We start from the raw sequence: 19,046 nt of genomic DNA, 5'->3' as shown, positions 1-19,046 counted from the left end.
CATGGTGCACTCATTGAGCGGTGCCCGTATGGGGATCCACATCGAGCCGGCGCACGGATAGGGATCGACGACGCCCCACCGCCCTAGGCTGGCAGCATGCGTGACTCGCAAGCCGACCCGAAGGCCTGCCCGACCTGCGGCGACGAGTTGGCCTTCGAGATCCTCGACTACGAGAAGTTCCTCGTCGCTTGGTCGTGCCTGACTTGCGGCGTTATCCGTACCACGGAACCCGCATAGGAAACCCTCGCATGTTGCAGTGAATGCAACTGTCCGTGCTTGCAATCGATACCTATTCGGCTCCTTCGGTGTCGAAGTGTTCCGACCATAACAGCGTGATCTCGCGGATGCGGAGATCTGGGTTGACACAGTGATGCACTGTCCCATACTTTGTTGCATCTAATGCAAGATTTTGAGGCTTCTCCAGCGGCGCTTCGGCTGATCACGTCAGCATCGAACGTCGCACTGGCGAACCCGGAAGCGCAGGTTTTCAGTGCGATGATCGATGGTTGGCGGAACCAGCAGCTGTCGCGCGGGCTCCGTGAGCAGACGATCCGGAACCGGACGGCGACGGTGACACGGTTCCGTGATTTCGTGGACAAACCGCCTTGGAGGTGGACTGTCGCGGATGTGGATGAGTTCACTGCTCAGTCTGGCGGTCGCACTCGGACGTTGTCGACGATGCGCGCCAACCATGGGTCTATCCGTGGGTTCTGTGACTACCTCACGAACCCGTTGTACGACTGGATGGAGATCTGCGATCGCGAGTTTGGGGAGGTCCCTTCGCAGGTGTGCCTGCCGTGGAACACCGTGGCGCACCGGTTCGAGTTCGAAGGCCATGGGAAGCGTCGCCCGTTCACGTACGACGAGATCGAGCGCCTGTTCGATACGGCCGACGCCCGCGTCGAGCTGCTCGTGAGTTCCGGGCGAAAGGGTGCGCTCGGCGCGTTGCGGGATGCCCAGTTGCTGAAGACGGTCTACGCGTTCGGTCTGCGCCGCACTGAGGCGGTGATGCTCGATACCGTCGATTTGCACCACAACGCGAAGATGCGCCAGTGGGGCCGCTACGGCGCGGTCCACGTGCGATGGGCGAAGGCGGCGGGCGGTGGCGCGCCACGACGTCGCACGGTGCTGCTGGTGCCGGAATTCGACTGGTGGGTCCCCGGCATGCAGCAATGGCTCGAGCAGGCCCGGGCCCGTTTCGCGCCCGGAGACGACCTCGACGCGCTCTGGGTGACCGAGCGCCGCACGCGTCTGTCTGCTGGGTATCTCGATCGGAGGTTCGCAGAGTTGCGTGATGAAGCCGGCCTGTCGAAGGACCTGACGTTGCACAGCCTCCGGCACTCCTATGTCACACACCTTCTGGAGTTCGGGTACGCCGATCGATTCGTCCAAGAGCAGGTCGGGCATATGCATGCCTCGACGACCTCGATCTACGCCTCCGTCAGCTCGGACTACAAGAACCGTGTGCGCGCCGAAGCGCTGAAGGCCCTCATCGAAGGAGAAGCTGATGACCGTTGAGCTCGACACCGGCTGGAATCTGCGCAGCGTGATGGCGTCGCGCGGGATCTTCCAGACCTCCAAACTGAAACCCCTACTCGAAGAGCGCGGCATCGACCTGTCCCGGGAGCAGGTGTATCGGCTGGTGACTCAGCCGCCCCAGCGGGTGCGTCTCGACGTGTTGGCGGCGTTGTGCGATGCGCTGGAGTGCTCGCTCGACGATCTCGTGACGATCACTCGCCGGGAGGCCTCGACCCCGGTGGCGGTGGGTGAGGAGGCGACACGGGGGGCGATCGGTGATCTCCGTCCTGTTCGCGCGGCGATCCGTCGGCCGCGTACGAAGTAGCCGCGGTGGCCAAGCCTCCGCAGCTGCCGCGAGTCGCTGAAGTCGTCGCTCTCGTCCGCCCTCTCGTTCCCGAGAACTCTCCCGAGCGACTCACTGAGATCGTGCATACGGTCGCGCCAGTACCCCTCACGCAGCGGCTTCTTGAGCTCGCGCTGATCAAGCAGCCCGGAGTCCTGGAGGGGCAGCATGCGAACGTGCCAGCGACCGTTCAGAATCTGGCCCATGCGCTGGTCAAAGAAGGGGCGAGCCGGGTGGTGTTGCCGACGTGTGAGTCCTGCGGACGCGCGGTGAGAATGCCCCACAAGACGCCGGGCGGTGGTCGGCACTGCTCCCGATGCGAGCGGAAGGCCCGGTCCGTCTCCTGCGCGTCCTGTGGCCGGGTCCGGCCCGTGCAGCGCACCATCGACGGACAGCGTTTCTGCCGTGACTGTTGGCGAGCCGACCCTCGATCGTTCGGCGACTGCTCGCGGTGCGGTCAGCACGCGACCATCGTCGTCCGTCGCCCGGAACTCGTCTGCCTGGCCTGCTACACCGCACCGATCAAGACCTGTGGTCTTTGCGGAGAACCTGGCCGCGTCGCCTCGCACCTCGACGGACGACGAGTATGCGCGCGCTGCTACTACGCGATGCGCAGACCCCAACCTTGTCCCGAGTGCGCGCGCAGAGTGTTCCTCACCGGGTTCATGAATGGCCAGAAGGTCTGCGCCGACTGCGCGGGCACTCCGATCACGATGGCCTGCCCTGGATGCGGCTCGATCGAGGAAATCCGCAAACATCACCTCTGCGTCGAGTGCCGCCGGCCCGTCGCGATCCAACAGCTGCTCGCCGACGATGCGGGAGAGATCCGTGAGGATCTCCACCCGCTTGCTGACTATCTGCTCACGCACCATGGCAAAGCGGCGTCGCTCGAACGCTGGCTGCACAAGAGCAAGTGCGCGATGGTGCTCCGCGAGCTCGCGGACGGGACCCTGCCGCTCACCGCCGAGGCGATCATCACCCGAGCCCGGTCGGGACAGTCGGTCGCGTTCCTCCTCTCACTGCTGGTCCGTTCCGGCGTGCTGCCGGAGCTCGACGTCGAGGGCACGCGCTTCGACCACTGGCTCAACGACTGGCTCGGTGGCATCGACCATCCCGAGGACCGGCTGATCCTGCGCCGCTACTGCACCTGGGAGCTCCTCCGATCCACTCGGACACTGCGCAGCGCGTCCAGCCCTGCTTCCGGCTTCCAGAGGCAGAGGGCTGCACTGAAGTACTGCGCCGCGTTCCTCGGGGAGATCCGGGCGCAGCAGGAGACGCTGGCGACGTTCCCGCAGCGCCTACTCGACGCGTATCTGACCGATTCGCCTAGCCAACGCGACGCGCTGGCACCGTTCACTCGCTGGCTGCGAAAACACCGGCTGAGCACCCTTCGGGTCGAGTTTCGAGCCCATCGCCTCGAGGGGCGAGACTACGCCTCTGATCACCGATGGCAGATGGCCCGCAGGTTCCTGTCCGATGCCGACATGGACCCGAAGACCCGGGCCGCGGGTCTCCTCGTGCTGCTCTACGGGATCCAGCTGACCCGCATCGTCACGATCACCCGGGCACAGGTCGACACGAGCTCGCGGCCCGTGACGCTCACCGTCGGGGCCGAGCCGATCGAGGTCCCCGCGATCCTCGGCGACGCCATCGTCGAGCTCGTCGATGCCACAAAGGGCCATCCTGAAGGGTGGTTGTTCCCCGGCCGGAACCCGGGCCGTCACCTCACCCCGGGGCCGCTCAGCCGTCGCCTTCGCGCCGAAGGCCTGCTTGCCGGGAGCGCCCGCACGACAGCGCTCATCGAGCTCACCCGGCAACTGCATCCCCGGATCGTCTCGGATCTCCTCGGCATCACGACGGCATCCGCTGCCTCATGGTCGCGTCTCGCCGGTGGCGAGTGGTCCGATTACCCGGCTCTCCGCTCCACCCACCCCTGATCAAGCATCACCCGTCAGAGCCGGGCCGGAAATCGCTTCGCGCAGTTGCTCGACGGTCGGAGAGCCTCCCAGCCCGGCAGGGGTACGGAACACCCGGCAGGCGAGCCCGACCGGCGTGTGCTCGTCGGCGAAGGGATCGACGCCGTCGACGAGGACGGTCGGTGACCCGTGGAATCCGAGGCGCTCGGCGTCCTCGGCGGTCTCGACCAACTGTCGTGTGACGCGGATATCTGATCGACCGTCGAGCAGCTCAGCAAGCCGGCGGTCGAGTACTTCCCAGTTCGGGCAGCCGTCGAAGTACTGCAGGGTGATCTCCATGGTTGGCCCTCTCAGTTCTCGGTGCCGCGGAGCATCAGGAGCGCTCCGGCAATCGTAGCGGTGACGATCACGATGTCGGCGAGGTTCCCGATGAACCAGTTGCCGTAGGCGAGGAAGTCGACGACGTGCCCCCGGGCGAATCCTGGTTGGCGGAAAAGCCGGTCGCCGGCGTGCGAAGCAGCGGCCCCGCCGAGCGCACCGATCACGATCGCCCACCCGGGGCGTCGGACCCGGAACGCGAACACGATCGCGGTGGCCGTGGCCGCGACGGCGATGAGAGCGAACACCCAGGTGAAGCTCTCCCCGAAGGAGAACGCCGCGCCGGGGTTGTACGCGAGCTGCAGGCCCAACAGGTCGCCGATCAGCGGGATGCGCTCGTGCTCCGACAGGGTGGCCTCGGCCCACACTTTCGTTCCCTGATCGATCACGACGACGACCACGGCGATCAGAAGCGCCCAGGCAGTGAGCCGCCAGCGTCCTCTCTGCGGACGCTCTCCCGACGCCGATGCCGACTCAACGTCGGTATTCGTGTCCGGGGTCATGCGAGGGCCTCGAAGAGACGGACGATAACGCCGGATTCAATGAGGATGAACAGGCCCAGGCCGATGAACACGACGGGGACGAGCCAGTGCTCGACACGTTCGAGCGTTTCGGTGACGGCCTTGTGGGTGCCGATCAGTCGCCCGGCAGCGCACCAGACGGCGACGAGGATCAGGAACACGACGATCATGACCGCGACGTCGCCGGGCGAGCTGGTGCGGAAGATCGGCGTGTAGAGGGAGATGTTGTCGGCCCCGTTGGCGATCGTGATCCCGGCGACCCCCCATAGTCCGACCGCGGTGATCTTGGAGTCGTCATCATCGTCGTCGCCGTTACGGCGCAGGCCGCGAATGAGCGTCCAGATGCCGATGCCGAGCGGGATCAGACCCAGGAAGCCGACCCATTCGTCCGGGACGATCGTGAGACCGAGCGCGGCGATCACGCTGATCACGACGAGTGTGATGAACCCGAGGTACTGGCCTGCGACGATCTGCCACGGTCGCGGCTTTCCCCGGCTGGAGGCGAGGAACAGCACGGTGAGCACGACGATGTCGTCGATGTTGGTCGCCGCGAACAGGCCGATCGCCGACCCGATGGTTGCGAGCATCAGCTTTCCATTCGTGGTGTGCGGGTGCGTGCGGCGCGCAGGCCGTTGAGGATCACGATGACCTCCGCGACCTCGTGGACCAGGACGACAGCCGCGAGCCCCAGGACCCCGAAGAGCGCGAGCGGGAGCAGTGCGGTGATGATCAGCAGGGACAGGATGATGTTCTGGTTGATGATCCGCCGGCCCCGCCGCGCGTGATCGAACGCCCGCGGGATGAGCCGCAGATCATGACCCGTGAAGGCCACGTCCGCAGACTCGATCGCCGCATCGGAGCCGGTCGCTCCCATCGCGATGCCGATGTCCGCGGACGCCAGGGCCGGGGCGTCGTTGATGCCGTCACCGATCATCGCGACCGATCCCGCCTTCGACAACTCGCCGATCGCGGTCGCCTTGTCCTCAGGGCGCAGCTCCGCGCGCACATCAGCGATCCCGGCCTGCGCAGCCAGCGCACGAGCGGTGCGGGCGTTGTCCCCGGTGAGCATCGTCATGCCGACGCCCTGATCCGCAAGCGTGCGGACCACCTCGGGGACTTCCGGACGCAGCTCGTCGCGGACGCCGATCGCCGCGACCGGTGCCTCGTCGCGGTGCACGATCACGACAGTCATGCCCTGCTCCTCAAGCCCTGCAACCCGGTCGCCGAGCTCGCCGGCGTCGAGCCAGCGGGGACTGCCGACCGTGATACGAGCGCCATCGACGGTGCCGTCGATGCCGTGCCCGGCCTGCTCGGTCACATCCGCGGCCACGGGAACACCCGGGGCTGCAGCGGTGATCGCCGCCGCAAGGGGATGCGTGCTGTGCTGCTCCAGAGCCGCCGCCCAAGCCAGCGCCTGCTCCTCGGCAATGCCGTTCGCAGTGAGGACCGCGGTGACCGCGGGCTCGTTACGGGTCAGGGTGCCGGTCTTGTCGACCGCGACGTGCCGGACCGTGCCGAAGCGCTCGAAGACCGCGCCGGACTTGATGATCACGCCGAACTTGCTCGCCGCGCCGATCGCGGCAACGACCGTCAACGGCACCGAGATCGCCAGCGCGCACGGAGAGGCCGCTACCAGCACGACGAGCGCACGAGTGATCCATACCTCCGGGTCGCCCAGCAGTGACCCAATGATCGCGACGAGCGCTGCGAGAATCAGCACACCGGGTACGAGCGGGCGGGCGATCCGGTCCGCGAGACGCGCACGCTCGCCCTTCTCCGTCTGCGCTTTCTCGACCAACTCCACGATCGTCGTAAGCGAGTTATCGGTACCGGCCGCGGTCGCCTCGACCTCCAGCACGCCGGAGCTGTTAATCGCGCCGGCCGACACCGCGTCCCCGGGCTCGACCTCGACGGGGATCGACTCCCCGGTGATCGCCGAGGTGTCCAGGCTTGAGCGGCCAGAGCGGACGATCCCGTCGGTTGCGATCCGTTCGCCCGGGCGGACCACCATGACCTGGCCGACCGTCAACTCCCTCGCCGGCACCTGCGCAGAGACGCCGCTCTGCAGCACGGTCGCCGTCTCCGGCACGAGCTTCAGCAGCGCCCGCAGGCCGCCACGGGCACGGTCCATCGCCTTGTCCTCAAGCGCCTCAGCAATCGAGTACAAGAACGCCAGAGCAGCGGCCTCCTCCACATAGCCGAGGATGACCGCGCCGATCGCGCTGATCGTCATCAGCAGCCCGATCCCGAGCTTGCCCTTGAACAGCTTCCGAATCGCGCCAGGAGTGAACGTCGACGCGCCCAGCAGCAGGCCGATCCAGAACAGTACGAGCGCCGGGATCTCGAGCCCGGACCATTCAAGGATCAGACCAGCCAGGAACGCGACACCGGAGAAGACCGGCACCATGATCCCACGGTCCCTCCACCAGGGCCGCTCCACCTCTTCGGTCTCATCCTCCGCCGCAGTGGCAGGCTCGTGCTCGCAGCTACACGCCGCGCTCACGCGTCCGCCCCTGTACCGCAGCAGCCCGGCACCGTGCACGACGAGTCCACACACGGCGCGTACTCATCGACCGCCAGCGTCACATCCACGAGCGCGACGAGCGCAGCCGCAAGATGCGGGTCAGCGATCTCGTAGCGCGTCTGGCGACCCTCAGGCTCGGCGACCACGATCCCGCAGTCACGCAGGCACGTCAGGTGGTTCGAGACGTTCGAGCGGGTCAGCTCCAGCTCGCGCGAGAGCACGGCTGGATAGCTCGGGGCGTTCAGCAGAGTCATCAAGATCCGGGAGCGCGTCGGGTCCGCCATGGCCCGGCCGAGCCGGTTCATGACGTCGAGGCGCGAAGCAATAGTCAGCATGTACTGAACTATACAGCAAGCGCTGATCAATCATTGGTGATCAGTTCCCCACCATTCATTGGGAGAAGAGTCGGAAGCCGCTGAATACGCAACTCAACAACAGTCGGCGCTACCAGTATGATCTCGTCGGGTTGGAACCCGGACCAGTGATCCTGCTCGTCGACAACGACGACGGGGGCCTGCGAGTATCCGAGGTCCGTGGTGATCCACGGAACCCCGGGCTCCATCTCACACCCGGCCCGCTCAGTCGACGTCTCCGCGAACAGGGGCTTCGCTCAGGAAGCGCCCGGACCACGGCCTTGATCGATCTCACCCGTCGGATGCACCCGCGGATCGTCTCCGACCTGCTCGGCATCACCCCCGCCTCCGCAGCCGCATGGTCGCGTCTCGCCAGCGGCGATTGGACGGACTATCCAGGGCTCCGCTCGGCCCCCGGCTTATGAACAGGTGCACCTACACTCGTCACGTCCGCGCGTCGTTCGAGCAGGATGGTGTCGCGCCACTGGCCTGCGAGCGGGCCGTGCTCCATGAGCGCTATCCGCTCGCGCCGGCCGACCTGGCGGAACCCCGCTCGCTCGTGGAGGCGGAGGCTGGCCGTGTTCTCGGGGAATACCGAGGACTGGATGGTCCAGATGCCCGTGTGCTCGGCGGCGCTGATCAGCCCCTCCAGCAGGAGACGCCCGACGCCTCTGCCCGACGACTGCGGCGCGACGTAGACGGAGTGCTCGACCACGCCGCGGTACACGGCGCGGGCGGAGACGGGGCCTGCGGCCGCCCAGCCGACGACCGTCGGTCCATCCGCCGCGACGAGCATGAGACCGGGCTGCTTGCCCGCTGCGAACACGTCCCAGGAGGGCGGCGGCTCGGATTCGAACGTCGCGTGGCCGGTCGCGATCCCGGCGCGGTAGATCTTCTCGACCGCGGGCCAGTCCGTCTCGACCATCGGCCGGAGCCCGACCGCTCCCATCAGCCCAGCAGCGCCTTCGCCGCATCGGCGAGCGTGCCGGTGGTAGGCCGGTAGTAGGCCCACTTCCCGCGCTGCTCCCTGGTGACCAGTTCCGCCTCGACGAGCAGCTTCATGTGGTGCGAGACGGTCGGCTGCGACAGGCCCACGGGGTCCGTGAGGTCGCAGACGCACATCTCGCCGGCGCTGCTGCCGACGATCATCGAGAGCAGCTTCACCCGCGTCGGGTCGCCGAGGGCCTTGAAGACCTTCGCGAGGTCGTGGGCCGTGCCGTCGTCCATCGCCTGGCCGGGGGCGCAGCACGCCCCAGCGGAAGAGGCGATGGTGGCGGGCAGTGCGTTCATGGCTCCATTCTGCCCGACGTATTGACATCTGTCGATATGAAGGACAGGATCGTTCCTGTCAACGCATCGAAGAACGTCAATGCATGGAGGTCGCAGTGAATCCTGTCGTCGTCATCGGGGCCGGTCCGCAGGGACTGGCCGCCGCCGCTCACCTGCTCGAGCGCGGGCTCGACCCGATCGTCCTGGAATCCGGCGACACGGCTGCCTCCGCGGTGGCCGAGTGGGGCCACGTCCGCCTGTTCTCTCCGTGGACCGAGCTCACCGACGCCGCGTCGCGACGCCTGCTGGAGCCCACCGGGTGGTCGGCCCCGACTCAGGGCTACCCGACCGGCGCGCAGTGGATCGATCAGTACCTCGCGCCCCTCGCCGACGCCCTCGGTGACCGCGTACGCTACGGAGCTCGCGTGGTCGGCGTCGGCCGCAAGGGCCGGGACCTCTCCGTCGACGCGGGCCGCGCCGAGCAGCCCTTCGTCGTCCACGTCGCGCGCGCCGACGGCACCGAGGAGCGGATCGAAGCGAGTGCCGTGATCGACGCTTCCGGCACCTGGCGGACACCCAGCCCCGCCGGCGCTGACGGTCTTCCCGCCCTCGGTGAGAGGGCAGCGGTCGAAGCTGGGCTCCTGGAGCACCGCATGCCCGCGATCGAGGACGCCAGCCCCCTGGCGGGCCAGCACGTCGTGGTGGTCGGCAACGGGCACTCCGCGGCGACGACGATCGGGGTCCTGTCCAGGGTGGCCAAGCGTGAGCCGGGGACGCGGATCACCTGGGTGCTGCGCCGCGGCGCGGTCGGCAACACCTTCGGCGGCGGCAGCGCCGACGAGCTGCCCGAGCGCGGCGCGCTGGGCCAGCGGGCGAAGAAGGCCGTCGAAGACGGGCTCGTCGATCTCGTGACCGGGTTCCGCTCCGAGCGGGTCGTCATCGACGGCGGCCAGGCGGCGCTCGTGGCAGAAGATGGCCGCCGGCTCGCACCTGCCGCTCGGGTGTTCGTCGCCACCGGGTTCCGCCCCGACCTGTCCTTCCTCTCCGAGATCCGTCTCGACCTCGACATGCGCCTGCAGGCACCGTCGAAGATCGCTGCGGAGGTCGATCCGAACGTGCACTCGTGCGGCTCCGTGCGGGCCACCGGCGCAGCCGACCTCGAGCAGCCCGAGCCGGGCTTCTACATCGTGGGCGCGAAGTCCTACGGCCGTGCGCCGACGTTCCTCGCCCTGACCGGGTTCGAGCAGGTGCGCAGCGTCGTCGCCGCGATCGCCGGGGACCGCGAGGCCGCCGAGCGCGTGGACCTCGTCCTCCCGGACACGGGCGTGTGCGGAGGCTCCGGCCTGTTCGACGCTCCCGACCAGGAGTCTTCCGCCGGGTCGTGCTGCGCGTCGAGCCCCCAGCTCATCCAGCTCGGCACGGCACCAGCTGGCCGCTGAATCGCGGACAACAGGAAGGGGCAGGAACCAGACGGTTCCTGCCCCTTCGCACGTGCGGTACTGCTCAGCCCAGGAGGTCGGCGAGAAGGGGCTCGACGCGGCCCTTGATCTCGTCGCGGATGGGACGAACCGCCTCGATGCCCTGCCCGGCGGGGTCGTCGAGCTTCCAGTCCTCATACCGCTTGCCCGGGAAGAACGGGCAGGCGTCGCCGCAGCCCATCGTGATCACGACATCGGAGTCTTGCACCGCTTCGGTGGTGAGCACTTTTGGCTGCTCCGCAGTGATGTCGATGCCCACCTCACGCATCGCCTCGACGGCGACGGGGTTGATCTGGTCAGCGGGCATGGATCCGGCGGAGCGGACCTCGACGCGGTCACCGGCGAGCTCGCGGAGCCAGCCGGCGGCCATCTGGGAGCGTCCGGCGTTGTGGACGCAGACGAAAAGGACGGAGGGCTTCTGGTCAGTCATGGCAGTTTCCTTCAGTCAGTCGGTGAGAGTAGCGAGGAGCTCGCGGACGCGGCCCTCGATGTCATCGCGGATCGCGGCGACGCCCTCGGGCGAGGCCAGCGCTGGGTCTCCGACGGCCCAGTCCTCGTAGCGGACACCGGGGATGATCGGGCAGATGTCGCCGCAGCCCATCGTCACGACCACGTCCGCGGCGCGCACCGCGTCGTCGGTTAGCGGCTTCGGGAACGCATCCCCGGCCTCCTGCGCGCCCTCGATGTCGGTGAGCAGAGAACGCACGTGCGGGTGCACGTCCGACGCCGGGGTGGAACCTGCGGAACGGGCGACCACGCGGCCGTCCGCAAGCTGGTTGACGATCGCGGCGGCGAGCTGGGAGCGGCCGGCGTTCTGCACGCACACGAACAGCACCTGAGGCACCCCGGCCGTCCGGTCCCGGGTCAGGTCGGCCAGGCGCTGCCGGGCGAACCGCTCGGTGAGCGGGATCATGTGCGCCGTCAGCTTCGCCGAGCGCACCAGGCCGGCGTAGGACTCGCGCACGATCGCGACCACGAGATCACGGTTCAGCCCGGTCAGCTCGTCCGCGAGCTCCTCGGCGAGCCGGGTCACGCGGGCGTCCATCTGCTGCAAGGCCTTGGTCCGCGCCTGCGCGTCTTCGGGCTCGTCCATGACGGCTGCGGCGGGAGCGAACGCGTCGAGGAGGGCCGCGACGGCGCGCTGCTTGCCCGGCGCGATGCGGTAGTACACCCAGGTGCCACGGCGCTCCGAGAACAGCATCCCGGTCTCCTTCAGCACTCTCAAATGGTGCGAGACCGTCGGCTGCGACACCTCGGCGAGCTCGGCGAGATCGCACACGCAGGACTCGCCGCGCGGATCAGTCGCGATCGCGGACAGCATCCGCAGCCGCAGCGGATCAGCGAGCGCCTTCAGTGCGCCGGCAACGGTTGTCGCGGCCTCGGTGCCGATGGCATGCGTCGCGGACGGCGCGCACGCCTCCGTGTCGGAGATGACGGCGGTATCGGTCATGACATCCTCGATTCGACAGCGTAGGGGTCGGTGCGAAACCAGGCCTTCGCGGCCCAGAGCGAGACGTAGACGAGACCGACCAGCACGGGCACCTCGATCAGCGGGCCGACAACGCCCGCGAGGGCCTGCCCGGAGGCCGCGCCGAAGGTGCCGATAGCGACCGCGATGGCGAGCTCGAAGTTGTTGCCCGCAGCGGTGAACGCGAGCGTCGTCGACCGTGCATAGCCGAGACCGAGGCCCTTGCCGAGCAGCAGCCCCGCGAACCACATCAGGCCGAAGTAGACCAGCAACGGCAGCGCGATCCGCGCCACGTCGAGAGGCTTCGCCAGCACCGCGTCGCCCTGCAGCGCAAACAGCAGCACGATCGTGAACAGCAGCCCGTACAGCGCCCACGGGCCGACGGCGGGGAGGAACTTCTCCTCGTACCAGGCGCGGCCATGGCGCTTCTCGCCGATCCATCGCGACGCGAAGCCCGCCACCAGTGGCACGCCGAGGAAGACGAGAACGTTCAGCGCGATCTGCCAGACGGAGACCTCCAGGCCCTGCGCTTCCAGGCCCAGCCAGCCGGGCAGCACCGTGAGGTAGAACCACCCCAGCACCGAGAACATCACGACCTGGAAGACCGAGTTGATCGCGACGAGCACCGCCGTGGCCTCGCGGTCGCCGCAGGCGAGGTCGTTCCAGATCACGACCATCGCGATGCAGCGCGCGAGACCCACGATGATCAGCCCGGTCCGGTACTCGGGCAGGTCCGGCAAGAAGATCCATGCGAGGGCGAACATCACCGCAGGCCCCACGAGCCAGTTCAGGACGAGCGAGGAGACGAGGAGCTTCTTGTCCCCGGTGACCGCGGCGACCTTGTCGTAGCGGACCTTCGCGAGCACCGGGTACATCATCACCAGCAGTCCCAGTCCGATGGGGACCGAGATCCCGCCGACCTCCATCGCGGCCAGCGCGTCCGAGAGGGCGGGCACGAAACGGCCGAGCAGGAGACCTGCGACCATGGCGAGACCGATCCACAGCGGCAGCCACTTGTCGAGGGTGGAGAGCCGCTTCGGGGCGGTGCGGATCAAAGTGTCGGTCATACGAGCAGCTCCTCGATCTTCGCGATGTAGACCGGCTTCGGATGCGCGCCGATCAGCACGCCCACCCGTTCCCCGTCCCGGTAGAAGCCGAGAGTCGGGATCGAGGTGACTCCCGCCGCGGCAACCGTCTCGGGGTTCTGGTCGGCGTCCAGCTTGACGATCTTCACCCGCCCCGCGTACTCGCCGGCGAGCTGGTCCAGGATCGGAGCGATCGCCCTGCACGGGCCGCACCAGGTCGCCCAGATGTCGACCACGACGGGCAACTCGGACTCGAGCACCTCCGCCTGGAAAGTGGCGTCGGTGACGGGGGTGACGGCGCTCATGCGAAGACCTCCAGAACGGACTCGGAAACGTTGGCGGGTGCGAGGTTCGACAGGTAGTGCTGGGCGTCCTGCGCCGCCGCGCAGCCCGTTCCCGCGGCGGTGATCGCCTGCCGGTACGTGTGATCGACCAGGTCCCCGGCTGCGAACACCCCGACCAGGTTCGTCCGCGTCGACGGGTGCGCGACCCGCACGTAACCATCCGCGTCGGTGTCGACCTGACCGGTCACGAGCTCGGAGCGCGGGTCGTGCCCGATCGCGACGAACACCCCGGTCGCGTCGAGCGTGCGCTCGACCCCGGTGGCCGTGTCGCGCAGTATGAGCCCGGTGACCTGCTCGTCGCCGAGGATCGCGGCGACCTCGCTGTTCCACGCGACCTCGATCTTCGGGTCGTTCAGCACGCGCTGCGCCATGATCTTCGACGCCCGGAACTCGTCCCGCCGGTGCACGACGGTCACCTTCGACGCGAACCGGGTGAGGAACAGCGCCTCCTCCATCGCGGAGTCCCCGCCGCCGACCACGACGATGTGCTGCTCGCGGAAGAAGAACCCGTCGCAGGTCGCGCACCATGACACTCCGTGCCCGGACAGGCGCTCCTCCTCGGGGAGGCCGAGCTTGCGGTAGGCGGAGCCCATCGTCAGGACCACCGCGCGGGCTCGATACATGACGCCATTTCCGGTCTCGATAACCTTCTTGTCGTCGGCGAGGTCGAGGCGGATCGCGTCGTCGTAGACGATTCGAGCGCCGAACCGCTCGGCCTGCGCCCGCATCGACTCCATCAGCTCCGGGCCCTGCACGCCGTCGACGAAGCCCGGGAAGTTCTCCACCTCGGTCGTCGTCATCAGTGCACCGCCCGCGGTCACCGAGCCCGCGATCACGACCGGCGCGAGACCCGCACGCGCCGCGTAGACCGCCGCCGTGTATCCGGCGGGACCGGACCCGACGATGACCAGTTCGACTTCTTGATTCGACATGCTTCTATATTGACATCTATCGAATCAATCCGCGAGTTCGCGATGGCTTTGTCACCGGATGTTCACCTACCGTGCTCAGGCATGGCCGCCAACACCCTTCGCGCGTGAACCTCCGCATCATCGACGAAAAAGGCGCGAAAAGTGCACTCTTCAACAATCGGACCTACCAGTATCACTCGCACGGCGCCGACCGCTACCGCGCACCGAAGTCAAAGGGATCGCGCTGTGCCTCCGGTACCTAGGCGCCAGGCAACACCTTGCCCGCGACTACCTCGCGTCGACGCCGAACGCGCGCAATAACGGCACCCGCGGGATCATCCGGCGCGGTCCGAGCTGCACCGTGGGGATGGTTCCGCTCTCGATGCCGAGCTTGATCGTGCGGTAGTCGACGCCGACGAGCTTGGCGGCATCCTTCATCGTCAGGGCGAGTGAAGTGTCTGTCTTGTTCATGTCCTTCTCCTCCGGTGAGCAATGTGTGTCATCACTTGCCCACACCATACTCCGACCGTGAGCAATCCGCGACATGTATTGCTCACCGCTCGAGATCTGTGAAAAGCTCGCGTCATGAGTGACGTGGCAGTTGAGGTGACCGACAGCGAGCGAATCGACGTCGGTGACAGCGTGAGCATCCCCAAAGCGTGGGACGTTGTCGCCACCGGTGAGGCCAACGTCGCAGGAACGATCCGACTGCACGTGGTGTTCGACGAGACGCTCCGCCGCACCGTCGCGGCGTCGGTCGGTGTCGATCGACCAGGGGAGGGGGCGGAAGTGACCGCTGCCGCACTCCGCGACGTACGCGTGCAGTACCTCGTCGCGCTCTCATCGATGCGCGTGGTCGACGTGGCCCGCCAGACTGGTGAAAGCAAATCTCTCCACGAGTACTTCGAGGAGCTCAACTCGCGCACCGATCGAACCTACGAGGAGACCGTGCGGCAAGCGGTGACGCTGTACCGGATCGCGGCAACGGTGAACTTGGCGCCTCTCAAGCTTGTCTCGGAGCAACTCGGCGTGAGCGTCAGCACGGCCACTCGCATGATGGCCCGCGCCCGTGAAGCCGGCCTCGCCGTCGACCTGATCACCCGAGAGACGCATAACAGAATGCGAGCCGAGGAAGAGGATCGGGCGCGCCCGCACCAGGTTCCGGGATCCTCTTCCGGCCCATCGATCGGCATGTGACAGCAATCTGACCCGTGTAGCACCGTTCAGGCGCTTTGCTCAACAAATCCCGACATGAGGTAGCAAACTTGTCAGAAACAGCGGACTGAGAATTTCGTCAGGCTCGACGCCGAAGGCATCCCATTTCCGCCTCGCGCGGGTCTCGACTGCGTGAGCAGAGCGCAGACAGTCAGACCGACGTTCTGGAGGCCCCGGGGCTGCGCACGAGTGTTCGTGGATCAGGCTTCGGGCACCCTCGCGCGTCGGCGCGCGCTGGCGGACACGCTAGCGTACCTGCGCGAGGGAGACACCCTCGTCGTGACGAAGCTCGACCGTCTCGGCAGATCCGTGAAGAACCTGAAGGAGATCGCCGAGGAGCTTGAACGCCGCGATGTCGGACTGCGTGCGCTGTCGCAGGGTATCGACACGACGCCGGGCGGGAGGCTGTTCTTCCACATGCTGGCCGCCATCGCCGAGTTCGAGCGCGACCTCATCGTCGAGCGGACGAAGGGCGGGCTTCCAGCGCGCGCGCCCGAGGCCGCAAGGGCGGAGCGAAGACGAAGATGTCGCGCGCGAAGGTCCGTCGGGCACGGGCAATGTACGACGAGAGGGCGTAGACCCTCCAGGAGATCGCCGACGTGATCGGAGTGTCACGGCCGACAATCTACCGGGATCTGACCGACACGCGCTGACGCCCGCCCCGTGCGGCGGGGCGGGCGTCAGCGTTCAGAACGTCGGCAGGTTGACGAGGTTGTTCGTCCACTTCCCGTCGGCGTGTGTGCGCAGGTACGGCTTCCCCTGATCCGGACGCACGACCGCGACGTTGACGCGGCTACTACCGCTGCCGACGTACGCCGAGTTGGCGGGCTTGTCCACCCAGTCGACTAATGTCGGCTTGTCGGTGTCTCCGGTTCCCGTGCCGCCGATCTCGCGCCACTTGTATCGGACGATCTCGTCCTCGGTGTGTCGTGTGCTGCCGAATCTCACGTGCGTGATCTCGATTGCCATGGCCATCCCCTTTCGTCACGACGGTCGCGACATGGGAGCAGTATGTCGGACCCATCCGACATCTCCCTTCTGCTGCGGGTCTGGGTGCTTAGACGACGGTGGACAGGTCGCGGGCGGACGGCATCCAGAGAAGATCCCGTGTGCTGCAGCAGCAGGTTCAGTGGCTGCGCCCAACATGGATTGTGTCGCGACTGGTATATCCGAGAGCGCGCCAGTCGCGCATAGGGACATCCAAACGAACGATAGTTGTATCAATGTTGTGCCGCAGGGTATGCTTCCGATGGGCTTTACCCATCTTCCACGTGTCCCCAGCGTGGTATTGTCGGCATGGATCAAGGAGATGACCATGAAGCACATGGAGGGTTTCGTCGCCGCCGGAGAAGTCGTGGCAGACGAGCGCGCGCGCATCGCTTTCGGCAAGGCAGGAGTGCGCCGGGACGACCGCTACGCGGTGGCCGTGAACGACGACGGGGAAATCCTCCTTACGCCCCTCGTCTCCATCCCCAAGCGCGAGCTCATCGTCTGGGAGAACCAGCTCGTCCGCCAGGACCTCGCAGAGGGCCTGCGCCAGAGCGCAGCCGGCGAGGTCGTCAGCCTCGGCAACTTCGAAGAGTTCGCCGACGACGAGATCGACGAGGAAGACGACGAGGTCTAGGCCTTGTCATTCACCCTCTCATTCACGAAGAAGGCCAAGCAGCAGTTCGAAGCTCTTGACCAGCCGTCCAGCCAGGTGCGCTTCAAGAAGGTGCGGAAGACGTTCGGTCTTCTGCAGCGGGACCCGAGGTACAACGGACTGAACTCTCATAAGTACAGTTCCATCTCGGGCGCGAACGGTGAAGACGTTTGGGAGTCGTACGTCGAGAACAAGACGCCCAGTGCCTGGCGGGTGTTCTGGCATTATGGTCCCGGGGACGGGGAGATCACGATTGTGAGCGTTGCTGCCCACCCCAACTAGGGAGGGTGAGGGATGGACGCGGAGTCGCGGCTCATAGCCGAAGCGGTGGTGACGTACGCCGACGCGTGCACGCTGCCGACACTCACTCCCGGTTGCCCTTACTACCGGATTGAGAACGGGTCGCCGACGTGTTCAGAGGAATGCCGGGCGTTGTCCGAGAAGCTCGGAGTGAACTCCCGCGGTGAGCACCGGACGCAGATCGGCGGGCTCGTCATGCGCGGCCGGGCGATCCCCATCCGCGCGGCTGGCGGGATGCGTGACTACGACGCGACGCGGGAGTACATCACTGACCGCGACAAAGAGCCGCGCGACCAGAGCACGGCGTCGCTGTTGTTGTCGTTGGGCAATGCGTTGGTCACGAACGTCCTGAACGGGGAGGCTACGCGCCTAGAGCATGCACTGAATCTCTGGGGCGAAGCGGAGAAGCGTATCGGCGCCATTGAATCCGTCTTCCACAGTGGACTCGCGCAGCAGATGGCCTCAGCCGTCGTCGTCCGAGTCGCACTCGAGCACCTCAACCGGGAGGGTCGGGTCGACATCGAGGACGTCATCGGCGCCCCTGTCTTCGACAAGACTGCGGACTGGTGGGAGGCTGCGAGTCGCTCCGCGGAGGAGACAGCGACGACCACGACGCGACGCGGATTCGCGGAGACCGCAGATCGGCAGTTTCTGCGCAACGCACTCCCTCATCTCTTCGACAACGAGGCCGAGATCGACGACCTGGTCGCCCATCCGGTCATCGCCCACACACTGACCCCCACCTTCCGACGCCGTGTGGTGCGGTGGCTGATGAACATGCTGTCCATCGACCTCGAGGTGGCCCTCAGCGGCCGTCCCCCACATGCGCCGTTGTTCGCAGCCCATGAACCCATGCCGACGAGAGACGCGGTGGGGCTGTGGCTCTGGGAAAGGTTCACGGTCACCCGCGTCGACGAGTGGAGCGCCGGGTCACTGGCACTCGAATGGGACTGGGCATCCAACGGGAACGACGTGCACTGCGACGCCCGCGCGATGGCGGAACGGGTCGTGGACGCCGAGACCACCAGCCGGCTGGCAATGACTCGCAGTCTGCATAGCTACGCGCGACCCGTCTACGAACACGGGTTCGTGTCCTCCGAGTACGCCGAGCGTGCATCCAGGCTGCTGGTCGATGGACGGTGGGAGGAAGCGAGTCAGATCTTTCAAGGCCTGGTGGGGCTCTCCCCGGGAGATGCCGAAGCCTGGAACAACCTCGGGTTCTGCCGCCTGGCGGCCGATCCGAAGGAAGCCATCATCATGCTCCGGCGCGCGGAGGCGCTGAGCCGAACGCCCTCGCTCCTGACAGCGGCGAACATCGCCCTCGCGCTGCACCTCACGGGCGACGACGGTGAAGCGCTGAAGACCGGACGAGCAGCGCTGGGATGGGATGCGCCCGCGAACGCCGCAAGCGCGTGGCTGTGGGAGCATCCCGTCGGCGAGGAGTACGACGCCGAACTCGTGCTCGGTGACTTCCCGAGTGTCCGGGACTACCTTACTGACCTGCTCGACCACATCGAGACGGCCGAGTGCAACCAGATCCCTGGGCCCGACTCGGAGGTCTCCGTCCTCACCCCGTGAGCAAGGTCAGCGCACCGTGACCGTCGGCGACTCGACGAGGACCTTCACCGCGTCTTCCGGCCCATCGATCGACATCTGACAGCAATCTGACCCGCGCAACACCGTTCCGGCGCTTTGCTCAACGGATGCCGACAAGAGGTAGCAAAGTGCTCAAGATCAGCACGTGGCGAATTCGTCAGGCTCGACGCCGGAAGTATCCCATT

General features: G+C 66.9%; 23 protein-coding genes. 9 read left to right on the top strand and 14 right to left on the bottom strand.

Annotated elements, in window-relative coordinates; all coding sequences use genetic code 11:
* Positions 1-399 precede the first annotated feature (399 nt).
* The 3 genes from AC3RXZ_RS05915 to AC3RXZ_RS05905 are packed head-to-tail and all read left to right on the top strand — an operon-like array spanning position 400 to position 3,798.
* Positions 400-1,518 carry a tyrosine-type recombinase/integrase gene (locus AC3RXZ_RS05915; RefSeq protein ID WP_491493419.1) on the top strand — a complete coding sequence of 373 codons (1,119 nt, stop codon included), beginning with the start codon at positions 400-402 and terminating at the stop codon, positions 1,516-1,518.
* Positions 1,508-1,843: a helix-turn-helix domain-containing protein gene (locus AC3RXZ_RS05910; RefSeq protein ID WP_058631822.1), complete on the top strand. Its 336-nt coding sequence runs from the start codon at positions 1,508-1,510 to the stop codon at positions 1,841-1,843. The genes AC3RXZ_RS05915 and AC3RXZ_RS05910 overlap by 11 nt, the downstream gene beginning before the upstream one ends.
* A gap of 5 nt (positions 1,844-1,848) precedes the next feature.
* Entirely contained in the window at positions 1,849-3,798 is a 1,950-nt protein-coding gene (locus tag AC3RXZ_RS05905) for a site-specific integrase (RefSeq protein WP_491493418.1), read from the top strand.
* On the opposite strand, the gene AC3RXZ_RS05900 is transcribed toward AC3RXZ_RS05905, so the two are convergent.
* The 7 genes from AC3RXZ_RS05900 to AC3RXZ_RS05870 all read right to left on the bottom strand — a co-directional run bounded on the left by AC3RXZ_RS05900 (position 3,799) and on the right by AC3RXZ_RS05870 (position 8,843).
* A complete protein-coding gene (locus tag AC3RXZ_RS05900; protein WP_058631820.1) occupies positions 3,799-4,116 on the bottom strand; it encodes a hypothetical protein in 318 nt (105 codons plus the stop codon).
* Positions 4,117-4,127: 11 nt separating this feature from the next.
* A complete protein-coding gene (locus tag AC3RXZ_RS05895; protein ID WP_036297873.1) occupies positions 4,128-4,658 on the bottom strand; it encodes a signal peptidase II in 531 nt (176 codons plus the stop codon).
* Complete coding sequence (locus AC3RXZ_RS05890) at positions 4,655-5,263, bottom strand: cadmium resistance transporter (RefSeq protein ID WP_036297875.1); 609 nt, start codon at positions 5,261-5,263, stop codon at positions 4,655-4,657. Before AC3RXZ_RS05890 ends, AC3RXZ_RS05895 begins: the two co-directional genes overlap by 4 nt.
* Positions 5,263-7,179 carry a heavy metal translocating P-type ATPase gene (locus tag AC3RXZ_RS05885; RefSeq protein WP_036297919.1) on the bottom strand — a complete coding sequence of 639 codons (1,917 nt, stop codon included), beginning with the start codon at positions 7,177-7,179 and terminating at the stop codon, positions 5,263-5,265. The genes AC3RXZ_RS05890 and AC3RXZ_RS05885 overlap by 1 nt, the downstream gene beginning before the upstream one ends.
* On the bottom strand, positions 7,176-7,535 hold the full coding sequence (gene cmtR, locus AC3RXZ_RS05880; protein WP_491493417.1) for a Cd(II)/Pb(II)-sensing metalloregulatory transcriptional regulator CmtR: 360 nt from the start codon (positions 7,533-7,535) through the stop codon (positions 7,176-7,178). Before cmtR ends, AC3RXZ_RS05885 begins: the two co-directional genes overlap by 4 nt.
* A 409-nt stretch (positions 7,536-7,944) precedes the next feature.
* Positions 7,945-8,502 carry a GNAT family N-acetyltransferase gene (locus AC3RXZ_RS05875; protein WP_155048598.1) on the bottom strand — a complete coding sequence of 186 codons (558 nt, stop codon included), beginning with the start codon at positions 8,500-8,502 and terminating at the stop codon, positions 7,945-7,947.
* Positions 8,502-8,843 (bottom strand): ArsR/SmtB family transcription factor, encoded by a 342-nt coding sequence (locus AC3RXZ_RS05870; RefSeq protein ID WP_155048599.1) that lies wholly within the window; start codon positions 8,841-8,843, stop codon positions 8,502-8,504. Before AC3RXZ_RS05870 ends, AC3RXZ_RS05875 begins: the two co-directional genes overlap by 1 nt.
* Before the next feature lie 83 nt (positions 8,844-8,926).
* On the opposite strand from AC3RXZ_RS05870, the gene AC3RXZ_RS05865 reads away from it, so the two are divergent.
* On the top strand, positions 8,927-10,261 hold the full coding sequence (locus tag AC3RXZ_RS05865) for an NAD(P)-binding domain-containing protein (RefSeq protein WP_243226965.1): 1,335 nt from the start codon (positions 8,927-8,929) through the stop codon (positions 10,259-10,261).
* 64 nt (positions 10,262-10,325) lie between these two features.
* Here AC3RXZ_RS05865 and AC3RXZ_RS05860 read toward each other — a convergent pair whose 3' ends face one another.
* The 6 genes from AC3RXZ_RS05860 to AC3RXZ_RS05835 form a co-directional block, all read right to left on the bottom strand.
* A complete protein-coding gene (locus tag AC3RXZ_RS05860) occupies positions 10,326-10,730 on the bottom strand; it encodes an arsenate reductase ArsC (RefSeq protein WP_491493416.1) in 405 nt (134 codons plus the stop codon).
* Between the two features lie 15 nt (positions 10,731-10,745).
* Entirely contained in the window at positions 10,746-11,750 is a 1,005-nt protein-coding gene (locus tag AC3RXZ_RS05855) for a metalloregulator ArsR/SmtB family transcription factor (protein WP_491493415.1), read from the bottom strand.
* Positions 11,747-12,835: an ACR3 family arsenite efflux transporter gene (gene arsB, locus AC3RXZ_RS05850; protein WP_491493414.1), complete on the bottom strand. Its 1,089-nt coding sequence runs from the start codon at positions 12,833-12,835 to the stop codon at positions 11,747-11,749. Before arsB ends, AC3RXZ_RS05855 begins: the two co-directional genes overlap by 4 nt.
* A complete protein-coding gene (trxA, locus tag AC3RXZ_RS05845; RefSeq protein ID WP_491493413.1) occupies positions 12,832-13,158 on the bottom strand; it encodes a thioredoxin in 327 nt (108 codons plus the stop codon). The genes arsB and trxA overlap by 4 nt, the downstream gene beginning before the upstream one ends.
* Positions 13,155-14,129, bottom strand: a complete 975-nt coding sequence (gene trxB / locus AC3RXZ_RS05840; protein WP_491493412.1) for a thioredoxin-disulfide reductase — start codon at positions 14,127-14,129, stop codon at positions 13,155-13,157. Before trxB ends, trxA begins: the two co-directional genes overlap by 4 nt.
* A gap of 267 nt (positions 14,130-14,396) precedes the next feature.
* Positions 14,397-14,579, bottom strand: a complete 183-nt coding sequence (locus AC3RXZ_RS05835; RefSeq protein ID WP_491493411.1) for a helix-turn-helix domain-containing protein — start codon at positions 14,577-14,579, stop codon at positions 14,397-14,399.
* 114 nt (positions 14,580-14,693) lie between these two features.
* Here AC3RXZ_RS05835 and AC3RXZ_RS05830 point away from each other — a divergent pair, with 114 nt between their 5' ends.
* Both AC3RXZ_RS05830 and AC3RXZ_RS05825 read left to right on the top strand, forming a co-directional pair.
* The gene (locus tag AC3RXZ_RS05830; RefSeq protein ID WP_491493410.1) at positions 14,694-15,305 is read left to right on the top strand and encodes a hypothetical protein; all 612 of its coding nucleotides are present in this window, start codon (positions 14,694-14,696) and stop codon (positions 15,303-15,305) included.
* Between the two features lie 150 nt (positions 15,306-15,455).
* Positions 15,456-15,926 (top strand): recombinase family protein, encoded by a 471-nt coding sequence (locus AC3RXZ_RS05825; RefSeq protein ID WP_491493409.1) that lies wholly within the window; start codon positions 15,456-15,458, stop codon positions 15,924-15,926.
* Between the two features lie 84 nt (positions 15,927-16,010).
* Here the strand turns inward: AC3RXZ_RS05825 and AC3RXZ_RS05820 are convergent, their stop codons facing one another.
* Positions 16,011-16,292 (bottom strand): DUF3892 domain-containing protein, encoded by a 282-nt coding sequence (locus AC3RXZ_RS05820; RefSeq protein WP_491493408.1) that lies wholly within the window; start codon positions 16,290-16,292, stop codon positions 16,011-16,013.
* A 346-nt stretch (positions 16,293-16,638) separates the two neighbouring features.
* On the opposite strand from AC3RXZ_RS05820, the gene AC3RXZ_RS05815 reads away from it, so the two are divergent.
* The 3 genes from AC3RXZ_RS05815 to AC3RXZ_RS05805 are packed head-to-tail and all read left to right on the top strand — an operon-like array spanning position 16,639 to position 18,843.
* Positions 16,639-16,947 (top strand): hypothetical protein, encoded by a 309-nt coding sequence (locus AC3RXZ_RS05815; RefSeq protein ID WP_491493407.1) that lies wholly within the window; start codon positions 16,639-16,641, stop codon positions 16,945-16,947.
* 3 nt (positions 16,948-16,950) lie between these two features.
* Positions 16,951-17,247, top strand: coding sequence for a hypothetical protein (locus tag AC3RXZ_RS05810; protein ID WP_491493406.1), 297 nt, complete (start codon positions 16,951-16,953; stop codon positions 17,245-17,247).
* A gap of 12 nt (positions 17,248-17,259) precedes the next feature.
* Positions 17,260-18,843 (top strand): tetratricopeptide repeat protein, encoded by a 1,584-nt coding sequence (locus AC3RXZ_RS05805; RefSeq protein WP_491493405.1) that lies wholly within the window; start codon positions 17,260-17,262, stop codon positions 18,841-18,843.
* Positions 18,844-19,046 lie beyond the last annotated feature (203 nt).

This window comes from Microbacterium cucumeris (assembly GCF_058349845.2).
The sequence above is the reverse complement of the archived record's forward strand: the minus strand, read 5'-3'. Positions and strand labels throughout refer to the sequence as shown.

Coding starts and splice junctions, on each gene's coding strand:
- AC3RXZ_RS05915 (WP_491493419.1), top strand. CDS start 400: ATGCAAGATTTTGAGGCTTCTCCAGCGGCGCTTCGGCTGATCACGTCA.
- AC3RXZ_RS05910 (WP_058631822.1), top strand. CDS start 1,508: ATGACCGTTGAGCTCGACACCGGCTGGAATCTGCGCAGCGTGATGGCG.
- AC3RXZ_RS05900 (WP_058631820.1), bottom strand. CDS start 4,116: ATGGAGATCACCCTGCAGTACTTCGACGGCTGCCCGAACTGGGAAGTA.
- AC3RXZ_RS05895 (WP_036297873.1), bottom strand. CDS start 4,658: ATGACCCCGGACACGAATACCGACGTTGAGTCGGCATCGGCGTCGGGA.
- AC3RXZ_RS05890 (WP_036297875.1), bottom strand. CDS start 5,263: ATGCTCGCAACCATCGGGTCGGCGATCGGCCTGTTCGCGGCGACCAAC.
- cmtR (WP_491493417.1), bottom strand. CDS start 7,535: ATGCTGACTATTGCTTCGCGCCTCGACGTCATGAACCGGCTCGGCCGG.
- AC3RXZ_RS05875 (WP_155048598.1), bottom strand. CDS start 8,502: ATGGGAGCGGTCGGGCTCCGGCCGATGGTCGAGACGGACTGGCCCGCG.
- AC3RXZ_RS05870 (WP_155048599.1), bottom strand. CDS start 8,843: ATGAACGCACTGCCCGCCACCATCGCCTCTTCCGCTGGGGCGTGCTGC.
- AC3RXZ_RS05865 (WP_243226965.1), top strand. CDS start 8,927: ATGGAGGTCGCAGTGAATCCTGTCGTCGTCATCGGGGCCGGTCCGCAG.
- AC3RXZ_RS05860 (WP_491493416.1), bottom strand. CDS start 10,730: ATGACTGACCAGAAGCCCTCCGTCCTTTTCGTCTGCGTCCACAACGCC.
- AC3RXZ_RS05855 (WP_491493415.1), bottom strand. CDS start 11,750: ATGACCGATACCGCCGTCATCTCCGACACGGAGGCGTGCGCGCCGTCC.
- arsB (WP_491493414.1), bottom strand. CDS start 12,835: ATGACCGACACTTTGATCCGCACCGCCCCGAAGCGGCTCTCCACCCTC.
- trxA (WP_491493413.1), bottom strand. CDS start 13,158: ATGAGCGCCGTCACCCCCGTCACCGACGCCACTTTCCAGGCGGAGGTG.
- trxB (WP_491493412.1), bottom strand. CDS start 14,129: ATGTCGAATCAAGAAGTCGAACTGGTCATCGTCGGGTCCGGTCCCGCC.
- AC3RXZ_RS05835 (WP_491493411.1), bottom strand. CDS start 14,579: ATGAACAAGACAGACACTTCACTCGCCCTGACGATGAAGGATGCCGCC.
- AC3RXZ_RS05830 (WP_491493410.1), top strand. CDS start 14,694: ATGAGTGACGTGGCAGTTGAGGTGACCGACAGCGAGCGAATCGACGTC.
- AC3RXZ_RS05820 (WP_491493408.1), bottom strand. CDS start 16,292: ATGGCAATCGAGATCACGCACGTGAGATTCGGCAGCACACGACACACC.
- AC3RXZ_RS05815 (WP_491493407.1), top strand. CDS start 16,639: ATGAAGCACATGGAGGGTTTCGTCGCCGCCGGAGAAGTCGTGGCAGAC.
- AC3RXZ_RS05805 (WP_491493405.1), top strand. CDS start 17,260: ATGGACGCGGAGTCGCGGCTCATAGCCGAAGCGGTGGTGACGTACGCC.